This window comes from Geminocystis sp. NIES-3709 (assembly GCF_001548115.1).
GTDB lineage: Bacteria > Cyanobacteriota > Cyanobacteriia > Cyanobacteriales > Cyanobacteriaceae > Geminocystis.
Map to the genome: position 1 here is coordinate 4098621 of NZ_AP014821.1, position 13532 is coordinate 4112152.

Consider the following 13532-nt stretch of genomic DNA (forward strand, 5'->3'; position numbering starts at 1 on the left):
AATGAAAGAAATTACTTCTTCATCAATGCCCCCATGTTTCAATCGCTGGTGTGAAAAAATAGACCCAGTCTTAAAAACAAAGGCACAAAAACGAGAGTTTAGAAATTATTTGGGCGGTTTATTAGGAGATTCTCAAAGAAAAAATATAACTCAAATTGCCCATAATAATCTTGATATTACTTATCATAAATTACACCATTTCTTAACAGAGTCCACTTGGAATTATGATGAGGTAAATGATAAAAGATTAGAAATTATTGCATCCTGTCGTCAAACAAAAATTAGTCGATGTTTCTCCTTAATTATAGACGATTCAGGTCATCGTAAAAGTGGAAACTTTACTGACTGTGTGGGAAGACAATATATTGGTGAAATTGGCAAAACTGATAATGGTAATGTTATAGTCACTACTCACATTTATGATGGTGTGAGAAGTTTTCCTTTAGACGTTGAATTATATGAAAAAGCCGAAAATTTCCCTGAAGGAAAAGACGCTCCACAATTTCAGAAAAAACCAGACATTGCCTTTAATTTAATTGAAAAATGTTTAAATCGAAATTATTGTCCCCAAATAATTTTAATGGATGGTGGTTATGGAAACAATACTAATTTATTAGGCAAACTAGAAAAAAAGAATTTAAAATATATAGGAATTATTGCTAAAAATAGATTAGTAAAATTGGTAAAACAAGATTTTATCGAGTCTGAAAAAACCATAGCTGAAATAGCAAAATCATTACCCCAAGATAGTTTTGAAAAAATAAGAATAGGAAAAAATCGAGAAAAAACTCTTTGGGTAGCAACGATAAATATTGAATTATCAGCTTTGTCGGGAATAAAAACTGTAGCTATCGTCATGAATGCAGATACTTTTGAAAATTCCACAGATATTGATTATTTAATGACTAATGAAATAGGAGAAAAAGTGTGTGGAAATTGGATAGTAGAAACTTATACACAAAGAAATTGGATAGAAGTATTTTACCGTGAAATCAAGGGATGGTTAGGGTTATCACAATACCAAGTGAGAAATAAAAGAAGTTTAATGAGACATTTTATCTTGGTATTTTGTGCCTACACTTTTATTCAATGGCATCGTTTGACAGGAGGTTTAAGAAGACAATGGGGGAATAAACCGTTAAATACTTTTGCTGAGGCATTGGAAGCGTTTCGTAATGCTGTGTCTTTTCGCTTTTTTCAATGGTTAAAAGACAATGTGGAAGTATTTAGTTTATATAAAGCTAGTTTAGGGTTTATTTGGGCATAATTTTTGTCTAAGTACCGCTAAACAGGGTACTAAGCGCACGGTGACAATTTCCACCTCAATTTTACCACAGGAAAATCATGCCACCTTTGTCCTTGCCGTCATTCAAGACATTACCGAGAGAAAAGCAAGAGAAAGAGAAAATCTAATTTTAAAAGAACGGTTAGAATTTGTATTATCATCTAGCCCGGCAATCATTTATAGTTGTGACGTTAATCCCCCTAACTATTCCCTTAAATTTATCAGTCAAAATATAAAAACCATTGTTAACTATGACTCAGAAGACTTTTTATCTCATTTATATCAATGGCATGACTTTATTCATCCTGAAGATTATGAAATTTTTAGAGAAGAAATGGTACAAGAACTTTTTACTAATAACCATTTCCGTACTGAATACCGCTTTTTAACAGGAAATGAACACTATATCTGGCTACAAGACGAAATGATGTTGTGGCGTGACTCCAATGGTAATCCCATAGAAATTGTCGGTTATATTGCCAATATCCATGATCGAAAACAAGCTCAAATACAATTAAAACGGAAAACAGAAGAACTCGATCGATTTTTCTCCCTCGCCATTGACTTACTTTGTATCGCCAATATGGATGGTTACTTTATCAGACTTAATACTGAATGGGAAAAAGTCTTAGGTTATCCTATAAATCAATTAGAAGGTTCAAAATTTTTAGATTATGTTCACCGTGACGATTTAGCTTCTACATTAAAAGCAATGAGTCATCTCAAAACAGGAGGAGATATTCCCTCTTTTATCAATCGTTTTCGTTGTGCCGATGGGAATTATCGTTGGTTGGAATGGCGGAGCGCACCTATGGGTAATTACATCTACGCCGCCGCCAGAGATATTACCCAAAGAAGAAAGAATGAAGAAGATATTAACCGACAACTAGCCGCCATCGAAGCCGCTATTAACGGCATTGCAGTTTTACAAGGTGATAATTACCTTTACGCCAATAAATCACACCATGAAATGTTCGGTTATGAAGAAGGGGAATTAATCGGTAAAGACTGGCACATCCTTTATTCTCCCGAAGAAATAGAAGTTATTGAACGGGATATTTTTCCCCAATTAATGGCAGATGGTGCATGGTATGGGGAAATGAAAGCCAAAAAGAAAGATGGCTCAACATTCGATGAAGGTTTATCTTTAACGGTAACAAAAGATAGTTTACTGATCTGTATTTGTCAAGATGTCACCGAAAGAAAACGATACGAACAAGAAAAATCGGTTTTAATGAATACTATTCAAAGAAATAATGATTTACTCTCTACCATGAGTAAAGCAGAGTCTCAATTTATTACCGCCGAGAATCGTTTAACTATTTTTGAACAATTATTGTCCGACTTATTAGAATTAACCGATAGTGAATATGGTTTTATCGGTGAGGTGCTATTTAAAGAAGATGGTAACGCTTTCATGGAGGAAAACTTCTTAAAAATTAGAGGAGTGCCATTTTTAAAAACTCATAGTGTCACCAATATTTCATGGAATGAACAAACTCAAAAATTCTATGAGGAAAATTATGAAAGGGGTATGGAATTTTATAACATGAATACCCTATTTGGGGCGGTGATTATGACGGGTAAGCCTGTAATTGCTAATAATCCTAGCATCGATCCTCGTGGTGGTGGTACTCCCCCTGGGCATCCTCCCTTAAATGCTTTTTTAGGCTTACCTTTTTTTAGTGGCTCTAATTTAGTTGGGGTTGTGGGTATTGCTAACGCCCTCAATGGTTATGATCAATCTGTGATTGAATATTTACAACCGTTTTTGATGACTTGTAGTATTTTGATTGAAGGTTATCGTCTCGATCGACGGAGAAAATCGGCAGAAGCTCAACTATTTCAAAGTAATCAAGAGTTAAAAAGAGCTAATCGTCTCAAAGATGAATTTTTAGCGAATATGAGCCACGAATTGCGAACTCCTCTTAATGCCATTTTAGGTATGACAGAAGGCTTAAGCGAACAAGTATTTGGTGAGATTAGCGAAAGACAACTGAAAGCCTTAAAGACGATCGATCGTAGTGGTACACATTTATTGGACTTAATTAACGACATTCTCGACTTAGCAAAAATAGAAGCAGAACACCTAGAGCTACATTTAGAAACAGTTTCCTTAAATAGCCTTTGTGACTCTAGTATCACCTTTATTAAACAACTGGCGATGAAAAAAAGAATACAATTAAAGATGGAATATCCCCCTCATCTACCCAGTTTAATAGTTGATGAAAGGAGAATCAGACAAGTATTAATTAATTTACTTAACAACGGGGTTAAATTTACTCCAGAAGGGGGTAGTATCACAGTCAAAGTTGCTTATAATCCTCCTCCACAAAATCCTGATTTTGTTACCAAAATTTTTGAGAAGCCGGAAAATCTTAAACCAGATAGTAATAATCTTTCTTCTCCATCAAACTATATCTATATTTCCATTATTGATACGGGTATTGGTATAACTCCCGATAACATCAATAAACTATTTCAACCTTTTATTCAAATTGATAGTGCTTTAAATCGTCAATATTCAGGCACTGGATTAGGATTATCTCTAGTAAAAAGAATTATTGAACTACATGGCGGTTATGTTATTCTCAGTACTAAATTAGCACAAGGAAGTTGTTTTACGATTGCTTTGCCTTATACTTTATCAAATATCCCTACTTCTCCATTATCAGATAATTACTTGCCAACAGGCTCCCCCAATATGACTCAATTATCTATAACAGAAGCCTTAATTTTATTAGTAGAAGATAACGAAGCCAATATTCGCACCATTTCTAGTTACTTAAAAGCAAAAGGTTATTGTTTAATTTTTGCTCAAAATGGTCAACAAGCCATATCTGTAGCTCAATCCCAAAAACCAGATTTAATTTTGATGGATATTCAAATGCCCCAAATGAATGGATTAGAAGCGATCGAAAAAATACGTCAAAATCCTGATTTAGCTAATATTCCCATTATCGCCTTAACGGCTTTAGCGATGGAAGGTGATCGGGAAAAATGTTTAAAAATTGGAGCTAATGAATATTTAAGTAAACCGTTAAAATTGAAAGAATTAGCCCATAAAATTCAACAATTTATCAAAAATTAACTGAAGTTTGCTAAATAAATCAAATCAGAAACCCTTTTAATTGCTCATTGTCAATTGTTCTAACCATACTGGTGGTAGTTGACTTGGACGATCGGGTAATTGCATTAAACCCATTTCTGTTAAACGGATAACAGTTTTTAAGGAGTCTATCAAACTAGGATCAAATCGGATGCCACTATATTGTTCACATTTGGCAATAGCTTCCCCAAGGTTATAGGCTATTCGGTTTCCCCTCGATTGAGTTAATTCTTGGAAATAGCTTACCAACCCTAAAATTCTCGATTCTAAAGGAATTTCTGTCGTTTTTAACCCGTCAGGATTTCCACTACCATCCCAATATTCTAGTTGATGATAAACAATTTTTGTGACTGGTTCTAATTCACTCATAGAGGAAAGTAAACGAGATCCTAAAATCGCTCGATCGTTCCAAAATTTAGTGATGCTAGAATCTAATTGATCCAAATTTTCTGTAAATATTTCCGTAGGTGCTTCTGCTAAACCAATACGAAACAAAAGTCCTGCTAATCTTAATCGTCTTAGTTGTAGGGTGGGTAAGTCGAGGATTTGCCCTAGAGTTTCCGCTAATGCCGCCACTTGTAAGGAAGCATAAGGGTTAAAAGGATCATTATTATCAACTTTTTGTGCCATTCTTAAAAAGGCTTGAAGTTTACTAGCGGCTAGGTTACGACTGAGTTTTAATGCTTGTCCTTCTAAATCTCGTAATTCTCTTGTTTGACGACTAACGGTAACTAATTCTTGTTGACTGGTTTGTAGATAAGAAACAATCCTATTTACTACTCCTGTTAAATCCACTTTACCTGAAGGAGAAATATATTTTATTTGCCATCGCATTTTTTCTAATTTATTCCCTAAATCAACGTTATAAGGTTTCATCCGTTGGGTTAATATATCCACCGCCTTTTCGACTAAAGTTCGATCGAATGTCCATAAACCGTAGAACTTCCTTTCCGTATCAATTTGGGGTTGACTTCCAGCTTTATACTCTTCTGGAGACAGTTCATGGCAAAGAACCATGGCCGCATAATCTGGGGCTAAAATAACTAAATTCCATTCTTCAACAAAACTATCATCTTCCTGTAAATGTACCAAGTCCACATTCTCTAACTGACTGGTAGGATGAGATACAAAGCCACTATTTGCCACTGCGGCGATCGCTACTTGTCGAGAATATTTAGCTAAATCCCAATATCGATCGGCTTCTTGAATATACCATTTTCCTTGCTGAAAAGTCACTAATACCAAAGGCTTATAGATGTCATCTTCATAACTATGCTGTAAGATATGATCTTCTAAGGCATGACATAAAGCGACAAGCGTATTCTTAAAATATACGCCATAACTAGAAGGTAAGTCACCTTCCTGCTGTAAATTCCGTAACTGATAAAGGGTAGATTCTGGTTTCATTCTGACTGAGAGAATAGAAAATTAATAATTGCTAATTGATAATTGATAATAAACTTTAATTCCTAAATAGCAATAACTTCATCATTAAGTTGATGTAAATCAAGAGGAGAATCTTGCCATACTTTACCATCTAAAGCTAATTGTTCTATATAACTAGCTAATTTTAATGCTTTTAAGGCTTGTTCACCTCCCACAGAAGGTTTATTTCCTCCTCTAACACAACTAACAAAATGTTCTAATTCAGCGTGTAAAGGTTCAATATTGCTAGTATAAACTTTTTCAATTAAACCGTCTTGACGATATAAAATTTGACCATAATCCGTAGTGTAGTTTGCCGTGGTTTGACGGTGGATTAAAATTTCATTGTTAAGAAAATCTGCTTCCGTAAGACTACTCTTACAATGGGCAACAATGCGACGAATTTTACGATGGGTTACTTTACTCGCCGTCACAGTAGCAACAATTCCATTGGCAAAATTTAAGGTGGCAGTAACATAGTCTAAATATTTAGATTCTGCGGCACGACTACCTGTAGCACTTAATTTTGTAACAGGAGAACCTGCTAACTCTAGCAATAGATCTAAGTCATGAATCATTAAGTCTAACACAACAGATACGTCATTTGCTCGATCGGAATAGGGACTCATACGATGGGCTTCTAAAGCCAGTAAATTTTCTGTTTTTAAAACCTTACTTAACTCCTGAAAGGCAGGATTAAATCTCTCAATGTGTCCTACTTGTAAAATACAATTCGTCGAAGCGGCGGCATTAACTAAAGACTCGGCTTCTGCAATACTAGCGGCGATCGGTTTTTCTATTAAAACATGAACACCGGCATTAAGGCATTCTAAGCCAACTTGATGGTGAAGTCTAGTAGGTGCAGCAATACAAACAGCTTCTACATGGGATAACATTTCCAAATAATTTTCAAAAAAATGAACCCGATACTTACTTGCAATGTCCAATCCTCTTTCGACATTAACATCGGCAATACCCACTAATTCAACATCTTTAAGTAAACTTAACACCCTAGTATGATGTTGACCCATATTACCAACCCCAATGACTCCCATCTTTAAAGGATGGTTATAATTTTTTTGCATCGGCAAATTTCCTGCCGATAATCGTTGATTTTTCATTTTATTAACAACTCCTCTACACAAATAATTTTAATACTTTTTGATATACTTATTTATTTAACTCAGATAGTATCACAGTTATTTTAATTATGCTGATCTTTTTCACCTAAAAGGGCAGGAAAATTCTTAACCGATAAAAATAAAATATAGCCGTCCTAAATTATTTGTGCTATTTCGCTCAAGATAGAATTTGAGAGTCAAAATTTAGTATTGTTACGCTACAAAAATTGACAGGTTTTTTATATGATTCTAAGTCTTCTTAACCTTTTATGATAAGGGCTTATTTTAATTCGCATCACACATATTCAAAAGTTCAAAAAACGAACTACTTACACTAAATTGAAACTGACAGTGAAAGGTTCTAACTAAAAAAAATCCTATGCCATTAAATGAAAAGGGGTTGAAGCCCCTAATTTATAATATATAATATCAAATCAATTTTTTCAATTTTTTTATTTCAAATGTAAATAAGCTGCTTCTCTTTCTAATTGTTCAACTAATTTCTGATCACCCTGACTTCTAGCCACTTCTAAACGATGTTCTAAATTTTTGCGTAAACTATCTTTATAAGCCTGACCAGCGTTAGCACTCATTTGACTTTTACGAGTAATATTCACCATTTTGCACTCCTTTTTATTAAAACTACTTTTATTATTTATTTTTCACTACTTTTATCATAACCATCTGCCGGAAGAAATGTATATTTTGTTACAAAATCTTAATGTAATAGTACTTAAATACTCATAAAAAAAAGAAGAAATTATAGAGAGTTAAAGTCATAAAGCATTGAAAAAAAACTTTTTATATAGCAATAAACGAGATACTTAGAACATTGATAAATTCTGAAACCATTATATATTTAGTATTTTCCCTTTCCCTTTTGCCCTGTGCCTCCTGCCTTCTGCTATAGTTGTTTGTGGGTGCTACGACATCTAATAATATTCCATTGGTTTGTCTTTCTCCTGTGTGCAAAGTTTTTCTGACTAATTATTTCATTATTTTTATGTTTCAAGCTACTCGTCGTCGTCTAGCGATTTGGTACACTACGATAACTGCTGTTTTGTTGATTATTTTTGCTGTTGGGATTTATAGTTATGTTTATACTACTTTGCTCGATCGAATTGATGATACATTAAAACACGTTTTAGAAATAGTTGAACCATCTTTAGTTATTGAAAGAGTAAGTAAAGAAAAAGGAACATATCAAGTAAATTTAGAGGGTAGTTTTTATCAACATCTTAGCGCCACAAATCAAGTGGAAGATGATCACATTGATTTAGAGTGGTTTAATCCTAATGGTGAATTATTATGGCAAACTTTACAAGCTCCTTTACCGATTCCTTTATCTTTTAATTCAGGAGGTAAAACTATTCGGATTTCTGATGATTATTTATTAAGACAAATTACTAAAAGAGTGGAAATTGGACGTTATGTTTTAGGTTATTTAAGGGTTAGTCATCCCTTATTTGATATGATAAAACCAATTCGTCAACTGATTATCGATTTAAGTTTAGCGATTATTTTAATGATTATTTCTGTAGCTGGAATCGGGTGGTTTTTATCAGGAATTGCTATTCAACCAGTGATTGAGTCTTATCAAAGTTTAAAACAATTTACTGCAGATGCTTCTCATGAGTTACGCAACCCGATCGCTACTATAAAAACTAATATTCAGAGTTTATTATCTTATCCAGAAATTGATATTAACACTCAACAAAAACAGTTAAAAATTTTAGAAAGATTAACTGAAAGATTGGGAAATTTAGTAAATGATTTATTATTCTTAGCAAGAAATGATAGCGGTATTATTAAACCTAATTTCAGTTCCATTCCTTTAGATGCTTTATTGTTGGAAGTAGTAGAAGAACAAAAAATAATTGCTAAACAAAAAAATATTAATTTATCTCTTTCTATTGAGGACGATCGAGGAGATAATATACAAGAAAATTTATTTACAATAAAAGCTGATTGGGGTGAAATAAATCGTTTATTTACTAACTTAATAAGTAATGCTATTTTTCATGGTTTAGATCAGAGTATTAATAAAAATTTATCTATCGAAGTAATTTTAAAAATCGTTACTAAACAGCACAAAAGTTACTGTCAGGTAGAAATAAAAGACAATGGTATTGGTATCCCTGAAAGTATTTTACCTCATTTATTCGATCGTTTTTATCGAGGAGATTGTTCCCGTACTCACGGTAATAATAATTATAGTACAGGTTTAGGATTAGCGATCGTCCTTGCTATTGTAGAGAATCATCAAGGAAAAATAAGGGTAGAAAGTAAAACGGGGGAGGGGAGTAACTTTATTGTCACCCTGCCTCTTATAACTGAGAGTATTTTACAATAAGGATGTTAGTCAATTTAACATCAAATTACCAGCTAGATTTAACTACACCCGGTAATAAACCTTCATGAGCCCATTCTCTAAGAACATTACGAGATAAGCCAAAATCACGATAGTAACCTCTAGGTCTTCCTGTCACCCAACAACGATTACGTTGACGATAGGGAGAACTATTTAAAGGGAGTCTTTGAAACTTGCGTTGTAACTCAAATTTTTCTAAAGGATCAGTGGCCGCATTAATTTGTTCTTTTAATTCTGCTCTTTTATTGGCATATTTAGCTACTAACTTGGCACGTTTTGTTTCCCGTGCAATCATTGATTTTTTAGCCATTTAAACTATACTTATATACTAAGTTAAATATAAACACAACATCCTCTATCATAACTCATCTATCGAATAATAAACAATCAATTGTTAATTGTCAATTTTAAAGATTAATTATTATTCAACGGTGATAGTACCGGCCATCCCAGCACCACGATGAGGCTCACAGTAGTAAGAATATTCACCCGGTTCGGTAAAAGTAACGTCAAAAGATTCACCCGGAGAAAATGCCAATCCTTTATGGCTTAATTTATCCGCATTTTTTACGGAACTATCAAAAACTACATTATGAGGAGCAAGTTTGTTATTGACCCATTTAACAGTATCACCAGTTTTAATGGTTACTTTAGCCGGTTGAAACGCTAACATTCCGCTATCTGCACCCATTTTAACTTCTACGGTATCTGCATAGGCTGGAGTAACCGCACTAAAAATCATGGTAACGGTTAATAGCAAAGAAGATAATAATAATCCTAGTTTCTTTATCATGGTCTTTTTTTTAAATTTTTTCTCGATTTTCCTATCATCATACTATGAACTTTGACCACTTGTCATTTTTAGCTACAAATTTTTTTTCTTTTACAATTTTTTATGTAAAATAATCTTGAAATAGCTTGTATAGTCATTTCACAGAATAATGAAACAAAATTAAGACCTGTAACTACTGTTTATCAAAGACTTAGGTTTTTAAAAGTGCCTCAACGTTAATTGAAACAATTATATCATGTATTGTGCCTCAGCCAATTACTATAAGACTATTTTTGCTCTTTTAATAATTTTATAATTTAAGAATACAATTCTAAAAAGTTTTTGAGTTATTCATCTTCATCAAAAACATTGAAAGATAAATTTTCTAACTCTTGATTACTAACTTTTCGTGATACTCGACGATATTTTTTACTTTCTAATTTGGGCTCGGTATATTTTGTACCATCACTCTTAAATTTTGTCTTTTGAGTTGATTCTTGATTTTTTGTTTGAGCTATCTTTTGATTATTAACGATCGTTTCTTCTAAAAATCTGAGATAATATTCATAACGTTCCCATTCTCCTTTAACTACACAATCGGGTTCGTCTCGATGAATGCAATTATGAAATTTACAATTATTTTTTGCTAATTTTTCCTTTGCTTCGGGAAAATAATTAATTAATAACTCTGGTAAAAAATCAAAATTTGGTTGATTAAACCCCGGACTATCGGCAATAAAACCCCCTTCTAAAAGTTCAAATAATTCTACATGACGAGTGGTATGACGACCTTTTTGCAATTTACCAGAAACTGCCCCGATACGAATATCTAATTCTGGAATTAATATCGATGCTAGACTAGATTTTCCCACGCCACTAGGTCCTGCTAAGATAGTAATTTTGTTCTGAATAGTTTTTTTTAAGGATTCAATACCTTCTTGAGTATTCACACTGAAAAAATATGGGTTATAACCCCAGTTTTTAAGTTTTATAGACCATTGTTCTTTCTCGTCTATGGTAATTAGATCTACTTTATTTAAGCCTAATATAAGCCTTAAATTGGTGGATTCTGCTTTCACTAAAAACCGACTTAGTTGTACCGGATCTAAAGTAGGTTCTTCTAAGGCAAATACTAATAATATTTGTTCTGCATTGGCGATGGGAGGTCTTTCTAATTCAGTAATTCTAGGTAATACTTTAGCTATCGCACCTCGTTCAAATTCACTAGATTTTATGATAACTCGATCGCCCACCAACACTGATTGACCGATTTTTTTCAAACGAGTAGGACGGGTACACAAAAGAGTGACTTGAGAATCTAAACGAACTTGATAAAAATTTGCCTGAACAGCAATTACTGTCCCGATCATAAAAGTTGATAGTCAATAAATTGATAATTATTCCTCATTTCTCCTTCCTTATTATTTATTTTGCTTGTACACATAAAGAAAAATACTCTCCTAGATCCTCGATCGATTCGAGATGATAACCTTCGATCGTTAAGCTATTTGGTACTTGTTCGATCGGTTCGCCACTATCTAGCAATATTTCTAAAATTTCTCCCGATGACATTTTTTCTAGTTGTAACTTACTACGTACAAAGTTAATAGGGCAGGGAGTTCCCCTTAAATCTAGCTTTTTTTTATTCATAAAACCATTAAAAATAAGGAATTTTTTTGTTTGTCAATTGTTAATTGTTAATCATTAGTTATTTATGAAATATACTTTCAAAAAATCCCTCAAAACCTTTCTTTGAAGTGTGTTCCCCTTTAATCTGAGCTAATTTTTCTAATAATTCTCTTTCTTCTGAATTAATCTTTGTGGGAATATCCACCTTAATCGTTAATAGATGATTGCCACGACTAACAGAATTACCAAGTTTTGGCACTCCTTTATCTTCTAAAGTCATGACGGTATTAGGTTGCAAACCAGCTGGAATGGTAATTTCATAATCCCCGTCAATGGTTGGCACTTTCAGACGGCAACCCAAAATAGCTTGTAAATAACTGATGGTCATTTCCGAAAGAATATTAACACCTTCTCGTTTAAAATGAGTATCATTATCTACTGTTAAATATACATATAAATCACCAGAAGGGCCGCCACGAGTACCGGCATCACCTTCACCACTAACCCGTAAACGAGTACCGTTATCAACCCCCGCTGGAATAGTAATTTTTAGTTTTTTACTAACTTGCTTACGACCTTGACCACCACAAGACTCGCATTTTTCTTCAATAATTTGCCCTTCTCCATTACAAGTTGGACAAGTGGAAACCTGTGCAAAACTACCAAAAGGTGTTCTAGTTGCACGACGTACTTGACCTGTCCCACTACAAGTACCACAAGTTTTAGCTGTGCTACCTGATTTTGCACCACTACCATTACAAGTTTGACAAGTTTCCAAATGAGGAATCTTGATTTCTTTTTCTCCTCCAAAAATACCTTCTCGGAATTTTAATTTGAGATCGAGACGTAAGTCATCTCCCCTAGTTGGTCCTCGACGACGGGTTGTCGTGCCGCCACCACTTCCGCCAAATCCGCCACCAAAAAAAGTTTCAAAAATATCGGCAAATCCGCCCATATCGTTAGGATCAAAGCCTACACCGCCTGAACCAGCACTTCCGACTCCTGCTTCTCCAAAGCGATCGTAACGAGCTCTAGTTTCTGGTTCTGATAATACTTCATAAGCTCGATTTATTTCCTTAAAACGTTCTTCTGCTCCCTGATCTTTATTGACATCGGGATGATATTTCCGTGCCATTTTACGATAAGCTGATTTTAATTCTTCTTTAGTAGCAGTGCGGGAAACACCCAGAATTTCGTAGTAGTCGCCTGGCATATTAGTTGATAATTATTACTTTTATTAGTCTGCTCTATATACACTATCACTAAACATTCTATCTCATTACCTTAACATTTTTTAAGAAATTAACAATTTGAGTGTAATTAGGGTCTGCGGAATAAGGACGAAAGCTATTAAAATCTAAGATTTAGGCATACTACATTCACAAAAAAGTCTACATTTTTAGCGATTTTTACTCAAAAACCTAACACTTTGACTTTATTTTTATTAGGTACAAATAAAAAGCATTAAATTTAATAAGTAATTGAAGTAAATCAAGTTTTTTTATTCCTTTTTCCTGTTTTGTGTTTCCCGTTCTCTCTGTTTACCTATAATTTTATAGTTTACTGAGGTTAAATAGAAAAAGTAACACATATTAAAAACTTCTGACTAGATTCGTTTCCCCAGAATTATAGCAATTATCTTCTTTAAAAACTCCTCTTACTTAAAAAGAGAAAAAAGTATTAGATTTTTTTTTTAATAAATTATCTGAGGAGGGGAAATTTATATATAAAAATCTTTGAGTTTATCTCAGAAGTATTCTTTTCCGCATTTGAGATAGAATGCTTAACAAAAGAGAAAACAAACATAAGGGAATCATAGT

The 13532-nt window shown here is 33.5% G+C and carries 11 protein-coding genes; 3 read left to right on the forward strand and 8 right to left on the reverse strand.

The annotated features are described in order from the left end of the window. Nucleotide 1: 1 nt before the first annotated feature. Both GM3709_RS17385 and GM3709_RS17390 read left to right on the forward strand, forming a co-directional pair. Nucleotides 2-1267: an IS701 family transposase gene (locus GM3709_RS17385; protein WP_066115324.1), complete on the forward strand. Its 1266-nt coding sequence runs from the start codon at nt 2-4 to the stop codon at nt 1265-1267. Between the two features lie 40 nt (nt 1268-1307). Beyond that, nucleotides 1308-4376 (forward strand): PAS domain S-box protein, encoded by a 3069-nt coding sequence (locus GM3709_RS17390; protein ID WP_066121534.1) that lies wholly within the window; start codon nt 1308-1310, stop codon nt 4374-4376. A 36-nt stretch (nt 4377-4412) separates the two neighbouring features. On the opposite strand, the gene GM3709_RS17395 is transcribed toward GM3709_RS17390, so the two are convergent. The 3 genes from GM3709_RS17395 to GM3709_RS20825 all read right to left on the reverse strand — a co-directional run bounded on the left by GM3709_RS17395 (nt 4413) and on the right by GM3709_RS20825 (nt 7560). Continuing rightward, nucleotides 4413-5801 carry an HD domain-containing phosphohydrolase gene (locus GM3709_RS17395; protein ID WP_066121536.1) on the reverse strand — a complete coding sequence of 463 codons (1389 nt, stop codon included), beginning with the start codon at nt 5799-5801 and terminating at the stop codon, nt 4413-4415. 62 nt (nt 5802-5863) lie between these two features. Continuing rightward, nucleotides 5864-6940, reverse strand: a complete 1077-nt coding sequence (locus tag GM3709_RS17400; RefSeq protein WP_066121538.1) for a Gfo/Idh/MocA family protein — start codon at nt 6938-6940, stop codon at nt 5864-5866. A gap of 452 nt (nt 6941-7392) precedes the next feature. Then, complete coding sequence (locus GM3709_RS20825) at nt 7393-7560, reverse strand: hypothetical protein (RefSeq protein ID WP_173645732.1); 168 nt, start codon at nt 7558-7560, stop codon at nt 7393-7395. Nucleotides 7561-7943: 383 nt separating this feature from the next. Here GM3709_RS20825 and GM3709_RS17405 point away from each other — a divergent pair, with 383 nt between their 5' ends. Then, complete coding sequence (locus tag GM3709_RS17405) at nt 7944-9293, forward strand: cell wall metabolism sensor histidine kinase WalK (RefSeq protein ID WP_066121540.1); 1350 nt, start codon at nt 7944-7946, stop codon at nt 9291-9293. 25 nt (nt 9294-9318) lie between these two features. Here GM3709_RS17405 and rpsN read toward each other — a convergent pair whose 3' ends face one another. From rpsN to dnaJ, 5 genes are all read right to left on the reverse strand, one after another. Next, the gene (gene rpsN, locus GM3709_RS17410; protein ID WP_066121545.1) at nt 9319-9621 is read right to left on the reverse strand and encodes a 30S ribosomal protein S14; all 303 of its coding nucleotides are present in this window, start codon (nt 9619-9621) and stop codon (nt 9319-9321) included. A 111-nt stretch (nt 9622-9732) separates the two neighbouring features. Continuing rightward, entirely contained in the window at nt 9733-10104 is a 372-nt protein-coding gene (petE, locus tag GM3709_RS17415) for a plastocyanin (RefSeq protein WP_066121547.1), read from the reverse strand. A 326-nt stretch (nt 10105-10430) separates the two neighbouring features. Continuing rightward, complete coding sequence (gene rsgA, locus GM3709_RS17420; protein ID WP_066121548.1) at nt 10431-11453, reverse strand: small ribosomal subunit biogenesis GTPase RsgA; 1023 nt, start codon at nt 11451-11453, stop codon at nt 10431-10433. A 55-nt stretch (nt 11454-11508) separates the two neighbouring features. Continuing rightward, nucleotides 11509-11733 carry a sulfurtransferase TusA family protein gene (locus tag GM3709_RS17425; protein ID WP_066121550.1) on the reverse strand — a complete coding sequence of 75 codons (225 nt, stop codon included), beginning with the start codon at nt 11731-11733 and terminating at the stop codon, nt 11509-11511. A 58-nt stretch (nt 11734-11791) separates the two neighbouring features. Next, complete coding sequence (dnaJ, locus tag GM3709_RS17430) at nt 11792-12925, reverse strand: molecular chaperone DnaJ (protein ID WP_066121552.1); 1134 nt, start codon at nt 12923-12925, stop codon at nt 11792-11794. Nucleotides 12926-13532: the final 607 nt, after the last annotated feature.

What these genes read in the sequence shown, in the direction of transcription:
- GM3709_RS17400 (WP_066121538.1), bottom strand. Translation starts at nt 6,940, where the DNA reads ATGAAAAATCAACGATTATCGGCAGGAAATTTGCCGATGCAAAAAAAT.
- petE (WP_066121547.1), bottom strand. Translation starts at nt 10,104, where the DNA reads ATGATAAAGAAACTAGGATTATTATTATCTTCTTTGCTATTAACCGTT.
- GM3709_RS17395 (WP_066121536.1), bottom strand. Translation starts at nt 5,801, where the DNA reads ATGAAACCAGAATCTACCCTTTATCAGTTACGGAATTTACAGCAGGAA.
- GM3709_RS17405 (WP_066121540.1), top strand. Translation starts at nt 7,944, where the DNA reads ATGTTTCAAGCTACTCGTCGTCGTCTAGCGATTTGGTACACTACGATA.
- GM3709_RS17385 (WP_066115324.1), top strand. Translation starts at nt 2, where the DNA reads ATGAAAGAAATTACTTCTTCATCAATGCCCCCATGTTTCAATCGCTGG.
- rsgA (WP_066121548.1), bottom strand. Translation starts at nt 11,453, where the DNA reads ATGATCGGGACAGTAATTGCTGTTCAGGCAAATTTTTATCAAGTTCGT.
- dnaJ (WP_066121552.1), bottom strand. Translation starts at nt 12,925, where the DNA reads ATGCCAGGCGACTACTACGAAATTCTGGGTGTTTCCCGCACTGCTACT.
- rpsN (WP_066121545.1), bottom strand. Translation starts at nt 9,621, where the DNA reads ATGGCTAAAAAATCAATGATTGCACGGGAAACAAAACGTGCCAAGTTA.
- GM3709_RS20825 (WP_173645732.1), bottom strand. Translation starts at nt 7,560, where the DNA reads ATGGTGAATATTACTCGTAAAAGTCAAATGAGTGCTAACGCTGGTCAG.
- GM3709_RS17425 (WP_066121550.1), bottom strand. Translation starts at nt 11,733, where the DNA reads ATGAATAAAAAAAAGCTAGATTTAAGGGGAACTCCCTGCCCTATTAAC.